The sequence below is a fragment of the Providencia sp. PROV188 genome, from assembly GCF_027595165.1.
Taxonomy (GTDB): Bacteria; Pseudomonadota; Gammaproteobacteria; order Enterobacterales; family Enterobacteriaceae; genus Providencia; species Providencia lanzhouensis.
In genome coordinates, this window is the sequence record NZ_CP097291.1 from 1153796 (window position 1) to 1171945 (window position 18150).

The 18150-nt window shown below is 40.5% G+C and carries 16 protein-coding genes and 1 pseudogene; 9 read left to right on the plus strand and 8 right to left on the minus strand.

All coding sequences use genetic code 11. The features are described 5' to 3' along the window. Positions 1-3: 3 nt before the first annotated feature. Positions 4-1185: a DUF418 domain-containing protein YeiB gene (gene yeiB / locus M5X66_RS05165; RefSeq protein ID WP_154610032.1), complete on the plus strand. Its 1182-nt coding sequence runs from the start codon at positions 4-6 to the stop codon at positions 1183-1185. Here yeiB and sanA read toward each other — a convergent pair. The 4 genes and pseudogenes from sanA to M5X66_RS05180 all read right to left on the minus strand — a co-directional run bounded on the left by sanA (position 1182) and on the right by M5X66_RS05180 (position 5933). Next, on the minus strand, positions 1182-1886 hold the full coding sequence (gene sanA / locus M5X66_RS05170; RefSeq protein ID WP_036949704.1) for an outer membrane permeability protein SanA: 705 nt from the start codon (positions 1884-1886) through the stop codon (positions 1182-1184). The two genes, yeiB and sanA, sit on opposite strands and share 4 nt — an antisense overlap. Before the next feature lie 147 nt (positions 1887-2033). Continuing rightward, positions 2034-3152, minus strand: coding sequence for a hypothetical protein (locus M5X66_RS18850; RefSeq protein WP_336297819.1), 1119 nt, complete (start codon positions 3150-3152; stop codon positions 2034-2036). Positions 3153-3176: 24 nt separating this feature from the next. Continuing rightward, positions 3177-4067: pseudogene (locus tag M5X66_RS05175) on the minus strand (rhomboid family intramembrane serine protease); the annotation flags it as partial. A gap of 168 nt (positions 4068-4235) precedes the next feature. Beyond that, positions 4236-5933 (minus strand): NAD-dependent malic enzyme, encoded by a 1698-nt coding sequence (locus M5X66_RS05180; protein ID WP_036949699.1) that lies wholly within the window; start codon positions 5931-5933, stop codon positions 4236-4238. A gap of 430 nt (positions 5934-6363) precedes the next feature. Here M5X66_RS05180 and M5X66_RS05185 point away from each other — a divergent pair, with 430 nt between their 5' ends. From M5X66_RS05185 to M5X66_RS05200, 4 genes are all read left to right on the plus strand, one after another. Continuing rightward, on the plus strand, positions 6364-7002 hold the full coding sequence (locus M5X66_RS05185; protein WP_036949697.1) for a hypothetical protein: 639 nt from the start codon (positions 6364-6366) through the stop codon (positions 7000-7002). 143 nt (positions 7003-7145) lie between these two features. Next, positions 7146-7613 (plus strand): hypothetical protein, encoded by a 468-nt coding sequence (locus M5X66_RS05190; RefSeq protein WP_230082505.1) that lies wholly within the window; start codon positions 7146-7148, stop codon positions 7611-7613. A gap of 26 nt (positions 7614-7639) precedes the next feature. Next, positions 7640-8332, plus strand: a complete 693-nt coding sequence (locus M5X66_RS05195) for a hypothetical protein (protein WP_154633934.1) — start codon at positions 7640-7642, stop codon at positions 8330-8332. A gap of 109 nt (positions 8333-8441) precedes the next feature. Beyond that, entirely contained in the window at positions 8442-9596 is a 1155-nt protein-coding gene (locus M5X66_RS05200; protein WP_270103910.1) for a serine protease, read from the plus strand. Positions 9597-9727: 131 nt separating this feature from the next. Here M5X66_RS05200 and cdd read toward each other — a convergent pair whose 3' ends face one another. The 4 genes from cdd to metG all read right to left on the minus strand — a co-directional run bounded on the left by cdd (position 9728) and on the right by metG (position 14162). After that, positions 9728-10624 carry a cytidine deaminase gene (gene cdd, locus M5X66_RS05205; protein WP_270103911.1) on the minus strand — a complete coding sequence of 299 codons (897 nt, stop codon included), beginning with the start codon at positions 10622-10624 and terminating at the stop codon, positions 9728-9730. 179 nt (positions 10625-10803) lie between these two features. Beyond that, the gene (locus tag M5X66_RS05210; protein WP_036949690.1) at positions 10804-11499 is read right to left on the minus strand and encodes a CidB/LrgB family autolysis modulator; all 696 of its coding nucleotides are present in this window, start codon (positions 11497-11499) and stop codon (positions 10804-10806) included. After that, on the minus strand, positions 11499-11966 hold the full coding sequence (locus M5X66_RS05215) for a CidA/LrgA family protein (protein WP_270103912.1): 468 nt from the start codon (positions 11964-11966) through the stop codon (positions 11499-11501). Before M5X66_RS05215 ends, M5X66_RS05210 begins: the two co-directional genes overlap by 1 nt. Before the next feature lie 168 nt (positions 11967-12134). Next, positions 12135-14162, minus strand: a complete 2028-nt coding sequence (gene metG / locus M5X66_RS05220) for a methionine--tRNA ligase (protein WP_270103913.1) — start codon at positions 14160-14162, stop codon at positions 12135-12137. Between the two features lie 238 nt (positions 14163-14400). Between metG and apbC the strand changes: the two genes are divergently transcribed. From apbC to udk, 4 genes are all read left to right on the plus strand, one after another. Then, complete coding sequence (gene apbC, locus M5X66_RS05225; RefSeq protein ID WP_006662269.1) at positions 14401-15513, plus strand: iron-sulfur cluster carrier protein ApbC; 1113 nt, start codon at positions 14401-14403, stop codon at positions 15511-15513. 218 nt (positions 15514-15731) lie between these two features. After that, complete coding sequence (locus M5X66_RS05230; RefSeq protein ID WP_006660137.1) at positions 15732-16292, plus strand: LemA family protein; 561 nt, start codon at positions 15732-15734, stop codon at positions 16290-16292. 29 nt (positions 16293-16321) lie between these two features. Beyond that, positions 16322-17278 (plus strand): zinc metalloprotease HtpX, encoded by a 957-nt coding sequence (gene htpX, locus M5X66_RS05235; protein WP_270103914.1) that lies wholly within the window; start codon positions 16322-16324, stop codon positions 17276-17278. Positions 17279-17448: 170 nt separating this feature from the next. Continuing rightward, a complete protein-coding gene (udk, locus tag M5X66_RS05240) occupies positions 17449-18093 on the plus strand; it encodes a uridine kinase (RefSeq protein ID WP_036949681.1) in 645 nt (214 codons plus the stop codon). Positions 18094-18150: the final 57 nt, after the last annotated feature.

The following is an 18150-nucleotide window of genomic DNA, read 5'->3' on the forward strand; positions in this document are numbered from 1 at the left end:
TTTATGACCTCAACCGTTTCAGTTGCCCCTAAAAGCCGTATCGGGCAACTTGATACAGTACGTGGCATTGCTATCCTCGGTATTTTATTACTGAATATCTTTGGATTTGCTTTACCACAAGCGGCCTATCTTAATCCCTATTACACCCCCGAAGTATCATCCTCTGATGCGGCGGTTTGGGTGTTTTTTAATCTTTTCTTTCAAGGGAAGTTTCTGGGAATTTTTTCCTTACTTTTTGGTGCCACATTAGGCTTGCTAAGTTATCGCTCAATATTATGGCAACGTAGCCGACTGATTGTTTTAGCGATTATTGGCTTGATTCATGGAATTGGTTTTTGGGATGGGGATATTCTTCTCGCCTATTCCTTGACGGGGCTGGTTGTGATAATGGTGTTGCCACACAATGCGGCTTCCACATTGTTCAAAATTGCCATTTCTATCTATTTGATTGGTTTGGTTATTTTATTTGCCATCGGCAGTAATGTGGTGGATACCAGTTTTTGGCAGATCACTGCAGACCAAGCGTTTCTTGATGCTTGGCAACATCGCATTGGTGGAATGACGGGGATCGCATATCGCACAGGTGAAGTGGCGATGATGGTTGAGTTATTGGTTATTCAGTATGGCTGGCAACTGGTTGCGATGATGATCCTAGGGGCGTTGCTACTGAAAAATGGTTGGCTAAAAGGGCAGTTTACTGAGCAGCATTATCGTCGAATGGCCATTGTATTAATCCTCCCCACCGTAGCTATCCAGTCAGTGGCTCTGTATGTTCAAAGCCTTTTTGGTTGGCGTTATTTTGATACCTCGATTGTTGGCTATATCATTAATGAGCTATCGGTGCCGTTTCAGTCTTTGGGCTATATTGCGCTAGTTTATGGTTTTTGGGGGATATTTAGCCGAAGTGTGCTCGCGAAAGCCTTGCAAAATGTGGGGCGGATGGCGTTGAGTAATTACTTACTTCAAACACTGATTTGTACCACTATTTTTTATCATTTGGGTTACTTTTATCAGTTTACCCGAGTGGAGTTGTTAGCGTTCATTCCACCCATTTGGTGTGCTAACTTGCTGTTTTCTTATTGCTGGTTGCGCTTCTTTGAGCAAGGGCCAGTGGAATGGTGTTGGCGACAACTGACAGATAAACTTTTTTATCTTTTAAATCGACATTCACCATCTGAACATTAATTGAGTTTATTCAGTTCATCAGGGGTAACTGCTGGATAGCCCTTTGTGCCATCAGGCATTTTTATTGGAGCAGGAATGGATTCTTGTTCCCCTAAAAATTTAGGTTCACGCTGGAGAATATAGAGATCAGCAAGCGCACCTAAGCGGGCAAACACTTCACGTATCCGCACTTTAAACATGCCTTCCGGCGTAGGTACCGCTAAACATTGGGCATCAATCCCTTTGTGCTTAGCAATGAATAGCGCTCTTTCGCAATGAAAACGCTGGGTGATAATGGTGAAGTTATCGGTATCGAACACTTTTTTCGTACGAACTACGGAGTCTAAGGTTCTAAAACCTGCAAAGTCGAGCACGATTTTTGAGGCGGGAACGCCCGCTTTGATGAGGTCTTTACGCATGGCGATAGGCTCATTGTAATTATGTGCGCCGTTGTCACCGCTCAGGAGTAAATATTTTACTTTACCGCTATGATAGGCATCCGCAGCGCCTTTAATTCGATATGTGTAATAGAGGTTAGTGGCTCCGGAGGCATAATATTTAGATGTGCCGAGAACCATCCCAACATCGCGGGCAGGCAGTTGCTCTACATCTTCATAGATATAGGGTGCAGTTTCCCAACTGATCCAGCGGTCGAGTAAAATAACAGTGGCGAAAGCTATCCCTGCCAGTATTAATAGACCATAAAGCAGACGTTTCCTCATGTCCTCGCCTTGAATAATTAATGCCTATAATAATTAGTGCTAACAATTAATAGGCTACTTGACTTAATTTCGTGACGCAAGTCGCGTAACGTAAAATCGTGTCAATATGGCATCGAATTGAAAAACAATAAGATGCCGTATGTTGGTTTATTCGTTCGGTAGTCCACCAAAACAGAGTAATGGACTGATGGTGTTTCTATCGACGGATTTTTGTTTATCAACCACATAAAATGATTTTGGGTAAGTGATCACCCAAACGTTATCAGTTTCAGCAATCCCTTGAATATATTCACCATTTGTTGGGACCGGCAGAACATTTTGGATATTCAATGTCTTGAGGCTGGTGGAGACCAGTGGAACCTGGGCTTCACTAGGGTATTGTGGCAAATAGTAAGCTTGGGTTAACGCCGTATTGATGCCATATCGACCATACTGTATATCGCTATTATTTCCACACCAATGATATTCTGTGATAGGCGAGGCTGGTGCTGTGACATGAGCGAGAATAAAGCGGGTATCTGTCACCATCCAGATGGATTGGCTATCTGGTGTGAAATAAAATTCTCTAACAGAATCATAATAATTCTCTACCGTAAACCAAGGTTTTGCACTAAATGTAAGTGTTTGAGTATCTAACAGATAGGCAGCTTGGGTGACATTATCATACAGCGCTAGATGTTTTTCATCGGGGGACAGTGCTGCTGGCATCTGAACGCCGAAAGCACCTTGATACTCTTGGCTATCAGGGAAGGTAAGCTTTTTCTCGACGGTATTATTTGAAAGGTTAATCACCGCGATACTGTTTTCTACGCCGCTTGTGACAAATGCACGTGGGCTATTTTTCATCACATAAATTTGGCGAGGGAAAAAGCTAGTTTCAATATTGGCCTCTACTTTTTGCGCGTCGATATCAATCACACTCACGCTGTTTGGTTGAAGCGAAGCAACATACAGTTTCTTTCCATCGTTACTAAGTGCTGCGCCATAGGCACCCATTCCACGGCAGCGATTAGAGCTACAGCCTGTTTCATTTTTGGGTAATGGAAGCTGAATAGTAAACAGCAATTTCCAATCATCTTTGGCTGAAGAGTAAGCGCTAACTAGGTTGGCTTCTTCGTCTGTGATAAAGATCCTCTGGTGGGCATCATCACTGAGAATAAAGCTCGGTTCAATTAATTCAGGGGCTTGAATTTGAATACCAGCAACTTGCTCTTCAGATTGTGTGGCGGGGAGTGATGCAAGCTCCTCTTCAGCAGCCTTTTCCATTACTCGCTTAGCTTGCTCTGCTTTGGCTGAATTAAGCTCTTTATCTAGCTCTTGAAAGATGAACTCACGCTCAGCAACAAGATCTTCATCAGTCGAAAATGATTGCTGGTGGATAACGAATGCTAAAATTCCCCCCATGATTAACACAACGAGTAAATCTAACACGTACTTTTTGGCAGGAATGAGAACGAAAGCAAAGCCAATTACGGCACCTGCAAGCGCGCCACCAATATGAGCAGCATTATCCACCCCCGATTGCATCCCGTTAATTAAGGTTAATGCAATCATGGCAATAATATTGTAGAGAGGGCGCTTAAGGGTATCGCGAGCGTCTTTAGTGAGGTCTGGGTTATTGAGCTGTTTTAAGAGTTCAATCACTGATGCAGCGGCGAGACCCATAATCGCCCCAGACGCGCCCAAGCTGACAGTAATATAGACGGTATTATCATTCTGTAGCAGGCTGCTCCATGACATTATGTCAAAGCGACGCATTGCGCTGTTTAAGGCTTCTTGGTATTGCCAAGCTGCACTGACAAACGACCCTACAATCCCTGCAAATAGATAGATTGCAAGATAACGAAATTTGCCAAAAGCGCGTTCACATTCAATACCAATTACCAGTAAGGCAAGGGTATTTAGCCCTAAATGTAACCATCCGGAATGTAGCACTATGCTAATAGGATAACGCCACCAATCACCGGTGAGAGAAAGCTGATAGACGCTTGCTCCGAAGAGCAACAAATTGTATTCCTGAGATTCAAGTGGTGCAGCAAAGTTAAGCTGATAAAAATAGACACCAATATTAAGAATCGCAATAAGCAGTGTGAGTGCTATCGCCCATAGGGAAAACTTGCGAATATTTTTTTGGGGCGCAGATTCAGGCGGCGTTGATTCAGGTATGGTTGGCTCTGACATGAGCGAGTCCTATGTAAACCGGTTATGTTTGCATCTTAAATAACTCTGGCGGCTATCTCAATCGCAAGTTATAGAAACGGGATACTTTCAGACAATGTTGAAATATAGAAAACAGAGAAAATAAAAAAAGAGCACCGAAGTGCTCTTTAATTTAGTAATTACAATTAGTTAGAATGAAGTTCGTTTATAGACACGATATTCTGGTTTCCAGAAATTGTGCTCAATAGCTTCATCTAATGCGCTATCTGATGTCATGGTCGCCACGCCTTGAACTTGCGCTTCTTTAGCCACTTGTTTTGCTATCACGCGGGAAACATCTTGGATCTCGGATAACAGTGGTAACAGTGGACCTTCACCCTTTTGTGCCAGTGGTGAGCAGCTTGCTAACGCACGGCTTGCTGCCATCAACATGCCATCAGTCACACGTTTTGCACCGGATGCAATCACGCCTAAACCAATACCAGGGAAGATATAGGAGTTGTTGCATTGCGCGATAGCAAAGATTTTGTCTTTATAAGCCACCGGTGGGAATGGACTACCTGTTGCCACTAATGCCTGACCTTCAGTCCAGTTGATAATATCTTCTGGACGCGCTTCAACACGGGATGTCGGGTTAGATAATGGCATCACGATTGGGCGAGGGCAGTGCTTGTGCATCTCTTTGATGATTTCTTCGGTGAATAAACCCGCTTGACCAGAAACACCAATCAGTACTGTTGGCTTCGCATTACGCACAACATCTAACAGTGAAATAGAGTCACTGTTGACATCCCAATCTTGCAAGTTAGCGCTGTTTTGCGTCAATTTGCTTTGGAAATCCAGCAAGTTTGGCAGTTTGTCTGTCAGTAATCCGAAGCGGTCAACCATGTAGATGCGTGCACGCGCTTCTTCATCGCTCAAACCTTCAGATTTCATTTGGGCAATAATTTGCTCTGCAATACCACATCCCGCAGAGCCTGCGCCCAAGAATGTGACGCGTTGGTCGCTCAATTTGCTACCCGCCGCATGGCTGGCGGCAATTAAGCTACCAAGAGTAACGGAAGCGGTGCCTTGGATATCATCGTTAAAGCAGCATAGTTCATCGCGATAACGGTTTAGTAATGGCATCGCATTTTTCTGTGCAAAGTCTTCAAATTGCAGCAGAACATTTGGCCAGCGGCGTTTTACAGCTTGGATAAATTCTTCAAGAAATTCATCATACTCTTCGCCAGTAATACGCGGATGACGCCAGCCCATGTACAGTGGGTCATTCAGGCGTTGTGGGTTATTAGTACCAACATCAATAACAACTGGCAAGGTATACGCAGGGCTAATACCACCACAGGCGGTATACAGGGATAATTTACCAATTGGAATACCCATGCCGCCAATACCTTGGTCACCTAAACCAAGAATACGCTCACCATCTGTCACAACGATAACTTTTACGTTTTGTTTAGTGGCGTTTTGCAGCATGTCATCGATGTATTCACGGTTTGGATAAGAGATAAACAAACCACGCGCACGGCGATAGATATCAGAGAAATGTTCGCAAGCTTCACCCACTGTTGGGGTGTAAATGAGTGGCATCACTTCGGTTAAGTGTGCATCAATCAGGCGATAAAATAGGGTTTCGTTGGTGTCTTGAATATTACGCAGGTAAATATGCTTATCAATATCTGTTTTAAAATCAATTAATTGGCGATAAGCACGTTCAACTTGTTCTTCAATAGTTTCAACTTGTTCAGGCAGTAGGCCATACAGGTTGAAATTAGCGCGTTCTTCTTCTGTAAAGGCGCTTCCTTTATTCAGTAAAGGAAATTCGAGTAAGATTGGACCAGCATAAGGAATGTATAGGGGACGTTTTGTTTCGTGTTCATGTTCCATGAAATATCACTCTTCGGACGATTAGTAAGCAACTGTCAGGTTAGATCCTAAGCTAAACAAAAAATATGTACAGTAAATAATGCTACAAAACAGTTAAATTTTTTACTGAATATTATGCGTTATATGATAAGGAAATTATCTACAGAAGGGAATTTTAGACGAGGTTTGTTTTACTATTACAACGAATGGATCACGCTTATTTAAGTTCGCCGATGCTTTTATCACGATATCAATCTTTTCAACGCAGTATGTGGTTTTGTTATAGGTTAAATTAATTTAACTGTTCAGTGGAAAATCAGTAATTATGGTGCAGTAAGTCGGTAGATGCTGATCCTGCTAAATATATTTTTATATATCATATATTGCCGCATGTTTTTAATTCATTTAGTTTTAATTTTCTTTTTATAAAACTATAAGATTGGTGGCTTTTATGATAAGGAATTTCACGTTAATTATTTTTATGCTCTTTCTATGTGCTTGTCATGGTTCAAATGATGTAAATAAAAACAATATTATTGAAAATAGTAATTCCTATGGCGAATATCAAAATAAAGAGCCTTCAAGGTTTCTTATTGCATTACAATTTATGTATCTTGCTGAATTTAAGAAAAGTTCAAGTTTAATGAAAAATTATGATTACAAAAAACAGGATTATAGAAAGATTGTTCATAGTTTTATTATTTTAAATAAGAAATGTTTTGATGAAGGAATTGATTATAAAGAAGCAAGTAAACTTTACTATGATTCACTGGATAGGTCTAACATATCTCATGATGCATGGTTTTTTAGTCATATTTTTAATGCGTTAGATGAGAAAGATAGTGAGGTAATATGGAAAGGATATTTATATGCAATAAATAAAGGCGGGAGAAATGAAGAAACAGCAGTATTAATGAAAATATGGTATTCAATGATTAGAGAAGCGACAAATTCATCATCAGAGAAACAAAAGGAAAGTATAGCTTGGTTATCTATAGTGAGAAAAATGCCAGTGATGAATAGTATCGAAAACACAATTAGTGAGATATGGACTAACGCTGTTCTTGCTAACATTATGGAGGGAGACTAGTGGGGGTAATATGGCATCAAAATAAAAAATTATTGTTATGTTTTATTTTGTTATTTTTCTCCTTTCAATCTATAGGTTCGGAGCCTAAGAAAGATAGTGTATCTATTTTTAACATAATTATACTTGAATATATAAGAGTGACTATGGATGAATATAAACAACCATTGTCAAAAGAAAAAATGGATAAAGTCCATTATGAATCTGCATTGGCATATGCGAATTACTTAAAGTCTTGGTTTGAATTAAATAAAGGTGTAGAGGTTAGAACGGAAAGAATTAATTTTAACGAGGCTAAAATTATCAATGAAAATGGATTTAAAGCAGCGAATTTACCCTGCGATGCATGGTTTTTTGCTGATATTTATGATGTTTTTGATGAAAATGAACGAAACAAATTTTGGAGGGAAATGAACGCTAATTCCGAAAGGGAATCCGAGGAGAAAATATTTGTTGATTTGTGGTTTAAAATGAAGGCTGAGGCAGAAAGCACTTCAATTGAAAAACGTAAAAAAAGCCAGCGATGGTTAAAGAGAATGAGGAAAATTCCCCTAGTTATTGAAATTGAGAAAACCATGACGATGGTTGAAGATAGTTTTCGTTATAAAAAATAAGTTTTTGAAAAATTTGGAGGCGTAATATGCCAATAAAATTTATTTTTTCTATATTTATCTTGTTAATTTCAACTTCATCGATGGCAGATAATCGTCCCGGTTTTGTTTGTGGGCGGTTTAACGATACAGTCATTGAAGTGCCTAGCAACTATGTCTACTCCTTCGCGGAATATGAAGGTTATAGTTATTTCGATCCAAGATTCTTAGAAAATAAAAAAGGTTGCGATGCAAATTTTCGAGTTTTGCCATTAATAATGAGCTGGCCTGAAATGAAGCCTTTTAATAAAAATGGAAATGAAAAAAATAAAAAACTTAGATTTTCTATAGAACCACTCGATGGTGATCCTAAAAGTTATCTTGAATATAAAAGGTATCTATATATTGATAGTGGTGAAGGAAAATATAAGGGGGATGTCTCATACAGTGAAGAATTAAAGCTTTATTTTAATGAGGTCATATTTAGATTCAATAATAAGCATAATCACTTTAAGGAATATAAAAGAGGTTATTATTGGGGGAGGGGTAAAGAGTCGATTAATATTTTATTTGACTGTGCATGGATACCTGGTGATGGTGTTTATAGTCGATGCGATGCGGTTTATTTGATTCCTGAAATTGGTGTTAAAATTAAATTATTAATAAATTATAAAGATTTAAATGTGTGGAATGAAATAATGGGTGATGTAAATAAATTTATTTATAAATATATAAAATTATAAGGTGTTAGATATGAAAAATAAACATTATAGACAAGGGTATCTTAGATTAACAAAAAGAGAAGCAGTAAAGGCACATAAAATTTTAACTCTAAGCTGAAAGCCAGAACTAATGTATGAATATTTAGCGAGTAAGGGGGATCGGTATGCAGTTCTAGCAAATAGTGTTGTTAAAGGTGACTCTTTTTCAGGTAAATTTGCATTAAACTACTTAGAAGAGATCATGATTGAAAAAGGCATTGTAGTTAGTCGAGAGAAGTTCGAAGAAATACGTTTTGATATGGCTTTTTTTTATTCATATACACTTCAAAATAGATTTACGGATGGCGTTACCGAGATATATGGAGATATAAATCATGAAGAAGTGATGTGGTTCCATGAGTTCGTTTTTGATATGCATAAGTTACCTGCGGAAGCGTGGACCTTGCAGCCTGTTTTTAATGTCATGCCAGGCTATGAAAATAAAGAGAGATACTGGCAAAAGGTATTGAATGCTGTAGGTGAGCCAGATAGGGAAATAGAGTTAAGCTTAAGCACTATGAATATTATGTATGAAGGTTTGTATGATGCGACTGAAAGTGAAAAATCCGAAATTCATAGTTGGATTAGAAGAGTAATAGATATAGACAATGCCATTGATGGTGTCGTGATAAGTTTGAAAAATACGTATGGATTCTTTGTATCACCTACATTAGAAGTCGATCTGGATGATGCTCAAGCACTTGTGTATGAAACGGGAAATCCATTAATTGATAGAGGAACAAATCGATTATCATTTTGGGATCTACCACCTCAGAGTCGTTATGAATATTATTTACAACCTGATTGGGTTGGTCAGACAGAGTTTGAACACTTTGATCGCCTTTCTGAATATTACCTTGAACGCCCCGCCTATATATTGCCAGAAACCGGATTATTTAATTCCCCATCTGCCAATTACAGCCCCAATGTTAATAAACATAGTGCCATGATAGATGATGTTATTGGCAACATTCCTTTTGCTGGCTATTCCAATAATCATGCACCAATTGAAATAACGGCTTCAGAACACCGAGGGTACCCAGTGAGTGTATATAGACCAAATGATTTTCAAATAGGTGAGTGTCAAACGGATCGAACCGTTGATAGCTTAAGAGACCATATGTCTTCCATGGACCACTCATCAAGCTCGTTTGATAGAGATTTTAGGGTGCCTCAGGCCCCGAGTATGCATGAATTTAACTACAGTGGTGGCTATAGCAGCTCATCATCCAGATTCTCATTTTAATTTTATTAACACTCAATAACGTTTTAATAAAAAACGGCGGTTATTGTAGTTGATAAACTCGTAATAACCACCGTCTTAATTTTGAATATTTAATTTGTTTTCAATTAAATATGGTTTAAATGAAATAACGTTTAAATGGACTCATCCAAATAAATGCGTTCCGCTTTTTGGCAACCTAACGCGTGCAAGGTATTTTCTGTTGTACACCACTGCTGTACCGTTGCATCTTGTTTTTCCACTAACACAGCTTGTTCGATGGCATGAATATCTTTACCCGCTAAATTCACCATAATTAGCGCAGCTTGTAATGGTGGTAAGCTTGGGTTGAACGCAGCATTTTCAGCGTAACGACCTGTAAACAGAGAGCCATCTTTTAACTGCACAGCAATACCGGAGTGAGATTCGCTGTATGGTGCGTGAGATTGGTTCGCAGCTTCAATCGCAGCAGATAACAATCTATCGCGACTTTGGTTTTGATAACCATGGTTAACATTGTCGAGCAGCAATGTGGTGATATTCAGATCCGATGGACCGAATGAATCAGGTAAATAATCATGAAGTGTAGCTGCTTGGCGTTTTGGTAAATGCACCATGATCTTACCGCCTTCACGCAGCTCATTCATAAACTGTCGGCAGTGACCGCAAGGCGTGTAGTTGACGGTAATAGAGGTTAATTGCTTTTCGCCTTTTAGCCACGCATGGGTAATGGCACATTGTTCAGCATGGATAGTTTGACCAATAGAAACATGGTTAAATTCCATATTTGCGCCGAAATAGAGATTACCGCTGATCCCGCAAGCGATTGCGCCTACATTAAAGCGAGAAATTGGTGTGACAGCGTAAGCCGCTGCGAAAGGTAATAATGAAAAAGCGAGTTCGCTGTCCGTGCATCCACTCTCAGCTTTAATATGCTTAACTTGCTCAGCGGTCAACATAGCTGAGAAATCGGGTTTGTCCATAATAGGCTTTAGGACAGACTGTAACTTTTCTGGAAGTTCGGCCCAAGCGGCCTTGAATCTTGAATGCATGAGTAACCCTCCCTATTTAATTGTTTTCATTCTATTCAATTAATAGGGTGATTGGATGTGATCGCGATCACTTCATGAATGCAATCAATGAAACAAATTCATTAAATGAGAGATGTATCTCAAGTTTTTACACTGAAATTTGCATAAGAGAGGTAAATAACCTCTCTTATTGATTTAGTTTAGCTAAATAAGTGAAGAATAACAGGGAAGATAAAAGGCGCAATTAACGAGGTGATCACCCCGCAGGTCATTAACGCTAATGAACTGTAAGCCCCTTCAATATAGTTAACTTCCGCACAACGCGCAGTTCCCAAAGCGTGAGAAGCGGTACCCATCGCCAAGCCTCGTGATGCATGGGTGCGAATACGCAAAACATCAAATAGGCTATGACCGAACATCGCCCCTAAAATCCCGACAAAAAGTACGCAAGCGGCACTAATTGCTGGGATGCCTCCGACTGAATCGGCAACTGCCATGGCTATTGGTGTTGTGACCGACTTAGGTAATATTGAACCTGCAATATCCGGTGTAGCCCCTAGCCACAGTGCAATAGTTGCCCCCGTAAACATCGCCACAATACTGCCAGCAAAACAGATACTAAATAGGGATTTCCACTGTGCTCTAATCTGGTGCATTTGCTCGTAGAGCGGAAAGGCGAGGGCGACGACGGCCGGCTGCAATAAATCATTGAGTATTTTACTGCCCGCAAAATAGTGCTCATAAGAGGTATTCGTCAGGATCAGCAGCGGAATAATGATCGCGATAGTTAACAATAATGGATTCAGAATGGGCAATTTGCACTTGATCGACAGTGCTCTTGCCAAGTAGAAAACAACGATAGTTAATGGTAGTGACCACCAAATATGTTCTAACATCACTCTTTCCCCTTGGTTTTATCATTATCGATGGTTGAAGAAATGGGTTCTTCAGGAGGAAGAGGAACTTCATCAGGCTTCACACCCACGATTGGGCGTTCTTTATGGATATAGTTTGAGCTGACCGCGACAACAATCATGACAATGAGCGTGCTGGCAATACAAGAGACGATAATTGGGATCATCTGTTGGCTGAGTAAATCATAATAATTCATAATCCCCACACCGATGGGAACGAATAAAATCGTCATGTTTTTCAGAAGGATGCTACATCCAGGTTTTGCCCAGTGAGCAGGGATTATCTGTAATGCTAGCAAAACAAACAGCAGCAACATTCCGACAATACTGCCGGGAATGGAAAAAGGAAGCAGTTTGGAAATCACATTTCCGATGATCAGGCAGAGGTAAAGTATTGCGAAGGCTCGCAAATATTGCCATCCGGTGTTCAATACTTGTTTTAATGACATGGGACTTGTCCTATTACTCGACAGGCATTCATCATACAATTAACTTGAAAATTGTGCCAGAGATCACAAATAAAAACCCATAAAAAAACGGAGCTCACTAAAGTGGCTCCGTTTTGTACTGATATTGGCTAAGTTTGTTGCTCAATTTTCAGAGCGACAATCAATGGCTTATTTAACCTGCATACCTGGTTGTGCGCCATTATCTGGGCTCAGTAGGTAAATGTCTTTACCACCAGGACCTGCTGCCATCACCATACCTTCGGAGATACCAAAGCGCATTTTACGTGGAGCAAGGTTTGCCACCATCACGGTTAAACGACCTTCCAAGACTTTTGGATCTGGATAAGCGCTACGGATACCAGAGAATACTTGGCGAGTTTCACCGCCGATATCTAACTGTAACTTCAGTAGCTTATCTGAGCCTTCAACGAAGTCTGCTTGTTTGATTAGCGCAATGCGTAAGTCAATTTTAGCGAAATCATCGAATGTGATGGTCTCTTGAATAGGATCATCCGCCAGAGGGCCGGTCAACTGCTTAACTGATTGAGCACTTTGTTTGGAGGCTTCTACCATCGCTTCTGCTTTTGCTAATTCAATACGGTTAAATAACGCTTTAAATGGCGCTACGTCGTGGTTCAGTAATGGCGTGTTGATGGAATCCCACGTTAATTCAACTTTCAGGAACTCTTCCACGCGCTTGGTTAAGCTTGGCAGAATTGGTTTCAAGTAAGTCATTAATACTCGGAATAAGTTGATACCCATCGAGCAGATATCTTGCAGCTCTTGGTCTTTACCTTCTTGTTTCGCAATGACCCAAGGTGCTTTCTCATCCACATAGCGGTTTGCAATATCCGCTAATGCCATAATTTCACGCACGGCTTTACCGTATTCACGATTAGTGAAATCGTCACCGATCACTTTTGCCGCATCAACAAATTGTTGGTATAGCGCTGGTTCCGCTAAGTTTGCGGATAATTTTCCAGCAAAACGTTTAGCAATAAAACCTGCGTTACGTGAAGCTAAATTCACCACTTTGTTAACGATATCGCTGTTCACACGCTGTACAAAATCTTCTAAATTCAAGTCGATATCGTCGATGCGTGAAGAGAGTTTCGCTGCATAGTAATAACGTAGGCAGTCAGCATCGAAATGATCTAAATATGCGCGAGCGGTAATAAATGTGCCGCGAGATTTAGACATTTTTGCACCATTAACGGTGACATAACCGTGAACAAACAGGTTAGTTGGTTTACGGTAGTTGCTGCCTTCTAACATGGCTGGCCAGAATAGGCTGTGGAAATAGACGATATCTTTGCCAATAAAGTGGTAAAGATCCGCTTTGGAATCTTTGTTCCAAAATTCATCAAAGTTTAAATCGCTGCGTTTGTCGCACAGGTTTTTAAACGAGCCCATATAGCCGATTGGCGCATCCAGCCAAACGTAGAAATATTTACCCGGAGCATCTGGAATTTCAAAGCCGAAATACGGGGAATCACGGGTGATATCCCACTGTTGTAAGCCAGATTCAAACCATTCTTGCATTTTGTTAGCCACTTGCTCTTGCAGTGCGCCAGAGCGAGTCCATGCTTGCAGCATGTCGCTAAATGCAGGTAAATCAAAGAAAAAGTGTTCAGTTTCACGGATAACTGGCGTTGCACCTGAAACCACTGAACGTGGGTTAATCAGGTCAGTTGGGCTATAGGTTGCGCTACAGACTTCACAGTTATCGCCGTATTGGTCTTCCGCTTTACATTTCGGGCAAGTACCTTTGACGAAACGGTCTGGCAGGAACATGCCTTTTTCTGGATCGTAAAGCTGTGAAATGGTTTTGTTTTTAATAAAACCATTACTTTTTAATTTGCCGTAAATCAGTTCGGATAACTGTTTGTTCTCTCCGCTATGGGTTGAGTGGTAGTTATCGTAGCTAATCTGGAAGCCTGCAAAATCGTCCTGATGCTCTTGGTTCATTGCAGCGATCATTTCTTCAGGCGTAATGCATAATTGCTGAGCTTTTAACATGATCGGTGTTCCGTGCGCGTCGTCAGCACAGATGAAATGAACCTCTTTGCCGCGCATTCGCTGATAACGGACCCAAATATCAGCCTGAATGTGCTCCAGAATATGACCGAGATGGATTGAACCGTTAGCATATGGTAACGCACAGGTTACCAGTAATTTATTCGCGACTTGAGACATAGTAACTTTCTTACTTCCATTATTAATAAAGGGTCTTTGATGTTAACCGATCAATAAAAATGTCGCTAGGGCAATAAAATATTAATCGGCAATTATTAGGAAAAAACGCTAGGTGGAAACAAATTTTTACTGTTTGTGGTTTTTCATTCGCTTGGCGGTCACTATTTTTTTCGTTCTCTGCTATCATGCAACGTAGTCAAAAATGTGTAGTTACAAAAAAGAAAATAAAGGAGCCGGGATGAACGATAAATCCCCCGAGCAGAACAAACCAGAACTGCTGACTGAACAAGTCTCCACTGTTTTGGCTTCATTTACACACCCAACTCTCAAGCGCAATCTGATTTCAATCAAAGCATTGCATCGTTGTGCACTGTTGGACAATGTGTTGCATGTCGAATTAGTTATGCCATTTGTCTGGAAAGGCCCATTCCAAACGCTGATCAGCGAAAAAACGGCTGAATTAAAGCAATTGACTGGTGCTCACGCCGTAGAATGGAAATTACGCCATGATATTACTACTTTGAAACGTGCCAACGATTTACCGGGCATCAACGGAGTGCGTAATATTCTAGCGGTGAGTTCAGGTAAAGGTGGTGTGGGTAAATCCAGTACTTCCGTGAACTTAGCGTTAGCATTGGCACAAGAAGGCGCAAAAGTCGGTATCCTCGACGCGGATATCTATGGTCCTTCAATTCCGAATATGCTGGGTACTACATTGGAGCGACCAACGTCTCCAGATGGTCAGCACATGGCACCAATTATGGCGTATGGCTTAGCCACTAACTCCATTGGTTACTTAGTCACTGACGACAACGCGATGGTATGGCGTGGTCCTATGGCGAGTAAAGCTTTGATGCAGATGCTGCAAGATACGCTATGGCCAGATCTGGATTATCTTGTTATCGATATGCCACCAGGAACGGGTGATATCCAACTGACGCTATCACAAAATATTCCAGTGACAGGCGCAGTGGTTGTGACCACGCCACAAGATATTGCTTTAGTGGATGCAATGAAAGGCATTGTCATGTTCAAAAAAGTGAACGTGCCTGTGCTGGGTGTTGTTGAAAATATGAGCGCACATATTTGCAGTAACTGTGGTCATGTGGAGCCTATTTTCGGTACCGGTGGTGCAGAAAAACTGGCCGAAAAATATAATACCAAACTGCTAGGTCAGGTTCCGCTGCATATTTCATTACGTGAAGATTTAGACCGTGGTCAGCCGACCGTAATGCGCGACCCTGAAGGCGAGTTCGCCGATATCTATCGCGAAATTGCGTCTAACATCTCTGCATTGATGTATTGGGAAGGGGATAAGATCCCGACGGAAATCTCTTTCCGCGCCGTGTAATTAAATGGTATCGATAAAGGCTATTTGGTCAGTAATGACTAAGTAGCCTTTTTTATTGCCATAAAATCCGATTCTTTGATTGTTCTGATTTCTTCTCAGACTGTTCCTTTATTGTTGTAGGCTGCGTAGAATGTCACATAAATGAATTCCCTGGCCTGAAAATTAACGATATAGAAAATTCAGTCTTTATTCCGCTGGCGAATGCCTAAAAGGTGATTATGAAATTTTTAATTTTTATTGTCGTATTAGTGCTGATTGTTATTTATTTTTATAACCGCATCGTTGCACTACGTGAAGCTGTTGTTTCTAGCGAAACGGAGATCTCTGTTCAATTAGATCGCCGCGGTAAAGTATTTGATAGTTTACTGGCGACAGTCAAAAAATATTTAAGCCATGAAACAGAAGTCTTCACTAAAATTACCGAGCTGAGAAGCCAAGCACAAAATGCGACGGGGGATAAAGCCCGAGAAGCGGAAGATGCACTTTCTAAAATGGTCAGTAGTGGTGCTATCAATGTAGCGGTTGAAGCTTATCCAGAGCTAAAATCTGATGCAATCATGGCAAATTTACAAGAAGAGATTGTTTCTTCTGAAAACAAGCTCTCTTTTGCTAAACGTGGTTATAACCGTTCATTAGAAACGTATAATGCGTACATCGCTTCTATGCCTGCCGCATTAATTGTTGGCATTATTCCTAGCTTGAAAATCAATAAAGAATATTGGCGTTTAGACGAAGCTGACATCAAAACGGAAGAGTCTCGTCGCATTAACTTTGATTAAATGGATGTTGCCATTGGCAGGGTTTTATTATGGATTTTAGAAACGTTATACGTAAAAACAATATCCGTACTCGGTTAGTTGTACTGAGTTATATTGTGCTGATGTTAGTGATTGGTTTGCTGGCGGATACTGCAACCCATCCAGATGAGAGAATGGATTTTACCTCGAACCTGATAGCATTTGCGACATTACAACAACTGCCTGTGGCAACTTTTATTATTCTTGGGCTGACATTTTTAGGTCTACTTTATATTCATTTCTTCGGGCATAAATTGATGCTTGCCGGAATGAATGCGAAGGAAATCACCCAAGAAGGCGCTTCAACTCCTGAAGAAAGACAGCTATTTAATATTTTAGAAGAATTGAGCTTAAGTGCGACATTACGTTATGTACCGCGTCTGTATATTTTGGATACTGACGAACCAAATGCATTTGCGGCTGGCTGGAATTCTCGTAATGCTTTAGTTGGCGTCACGCGTGGTTTATTACAAACGCTAAATCGCCAAGAAGTTCAAGCGGTAATGGCCCATGAAGTAGGGCATATTATCCATGGTGATTCTAAATTAACACTGTATGTGGGTATTTTAGCGAATGTTATTTTGACGGTAACGAACGTTTTTGCTCAAGTATTTATTCGCTCAGCAGGACGTAGCCGTAATAGTTCAGCGAATAAAGCACAAACTATTTTATTATTGATGAATATCGTGTTGCCAATTATTACCAAAGTACTTTATTTTTATTTATCGCGTACCCGTGAGTATATGGCGGATGCGGCAGCGGTGGATCTAACCTCTGATAATCAAGCGATGATAAGTGCTTTGAAGAAAATTTCAGGGGATCATCAAAAGCATGATTATGATGATGAAAGCACAGGACAGGCATACAGACAGGCGGCATATATCTTTAATAAGGGGGATTCTGTGTTTTCAACCCATCCTTCTATAGAAAACAGAATCGCGGCCTTAGAAGGGCGTAAACAGTTTTAAGCTTAGCGCGAAGCTTACGCTTTGAAGAATAAAAATTGGGTGCGTTTTTTTATCAGTCTTTGACGAGATAGACTGGTACAGCGCACCATTACACCCTATAATTCCCGCCAACCATAACACTATGATGTTATGCACTTCATTTCTAAAATTTTTAACCAGGTTACCATTTTATGACTGACATATCGCATCACTGTACCATTGTAGGTATATCGGGCGCTTCTGCATCTGGCAAAAGCCTAATTGCAAGCACCTTATATCGGGAATTAAGAGAAAAGGTTGGTGATCATAATATCGGTGTTATTCCAGAAGACTGTTACTATAAAGATCAGACAGATATTCCTATGGAAGAACGACTAAAAGTGAATTATGACCATCCAAATTCAATGGATCACAGTTTGCTTTATGAACACCTCAAAGCACTGAAAAGTGGTCAAGCCGTCGAAATTCCTCAGTATGACTATGTCGCTCATACTCGCAAACAGCAAACCGTCAGTTTTAAACCAAAAAAGGTCATTATTATTGAAGGTATCCTATTATTAACAGACAAGCGTTTACGTGAAGAGATGGATTTCTCTATTTTTGTGGATACGCCGCTGGATATCTGCTTAATGCGCCGTATTAAACGTGATGTTAATGAAAGAGGAAGAACATTAGACTCCGTGATTGAACAGTATAATAAAACGGTTCGCCCAATGTTCTTACAATTTATTGAACCATCGAAACAATATGCCGATATTATCGTACCTCGTGGCGGTAAAAACCGTGTGGCGATTGATATTTTGAAAGCGAAAATTGGTGAATTCTGTCAGGACTGATAGCGTCAAATATCACCAGCGATGAGCTGCCATAAATATATAAATAATGAAGGGGGA

What these genes read in the sequence shown, in the direction of transcription:
- yeiB (WP_154610032.1), top strand. Translation starts at nt 4, where the DNA reads ATGACCTCAACCGTTTCAGTTGCCCCTAAAAGCCGTATCGGGCAACTT.
- sanA (WP_036949704.1), bottom strand. Translation starts at nt 1,886, where the DNA reads ATGAGGAAACGTCTGCTTTATGGTCTATTAATACTGGCAGGGATAGCT.
- M5X66_RS18850 (WP_336297819.1), bottom strand. Translation starts at nt 3,152, where the DNA reads ATGGAAAAGGCTGCTGAAGAGGAGCTTGCATCACTCCCCGCCACACAA.
- M5X66_RS05180 (WP_036949699.1), bottom strand. Translation starts at nt 5,933, where the DNA reads ATGGAACATGAACACGAAACAAAACGTCCCCTATACATTCCTTATGCT.
- M5X66_RS05185 (WP_036949697.1), top strand. Translation starts at nt 6,364, where the DNA reads ATGATAAGGAATTTCACGTTAATTATTTTTATGCTCTTTCTATGTGCT.
- M5X66_RS05190 (WP_230082505.1), top strand. Translation starts at nt 7,146, where the DNA reads ATGGATGAATATAAACAACCATTGTCAAAAGAAAAAATGGATAAAGTC.
- M5X66_RS05195 (WP_154633934.1), top strand. Translation starts at nt 7,640, where the DNA reads ATGCCAATAAAATTTATTTTTTCTATATTTATCTTGTTAATTTCAACT.
- M5X66_RS05200 (WP_270103910.1), top strand. Translation starts at nt 8,442, where the DNA reads ATGTATGAATATTTAGCGAGTAAGGGGGATCGGTATGCAGTTCTAGCA.
- cdd (WP_270103911.1), bottom strand. Translation starts at nt 10,624, where the DNA reads ATGCATTCAAGATTCAAGGCCGCTTGGGCCGAACTTCCAGAAAAGTTA.
- M5X66_RS05210 (WP_036949690.1), bottom strand. Translation starts at nt 11,499, where the DNA reads ATGTTAGAACATATTTGGTGGTCACTACCATTAACTATCGTTGTTTTC.
- M5X66_RS05215 (WP_270103912.1), bottom strand. Translation starts at nt 11,966, where the DNA reads ATGTCATTAAAACAAGTATTGAACACCGGATGGCAATATTTGCGAGCC.
- metG (WP_270103913.1), bottom strand. Translation starts at nt 14,162, where the DNA reads ATGTCTCAAGTCGCGAATAAATTACTGGTAACCTGTGCGTTACCATAT.
- apbC (WP_006662269.1), top strand. Translation starts at nt 14,401, where the DNA reads ATGAACGATAAATCCCCCGAGCAGAACAAACCAGAACTGCTGACTGAA.
- M5X66_RS05230 (WP_006660137.1), top strand. Translation starts at nt 15,732, where the DNA reads ATGAAATTTTTAATTTTTATTGTCGTATTAGTGCTGATTGTTATTTAT.
- htpX (WP_270103914.1), top strand. Translation starts at nt 16,322, where the DNA reads ATGGATTTTAGAAACGTTATACGTAAAAACAATATCCGTACTCGGTTA.
- udk (WP_036949681.1), top strand. Translation starts at nt 17,449, where the DNA reads ATGACTGACATATCGCATCACTGTACCATTGTAGGTATATCGGGCGCT.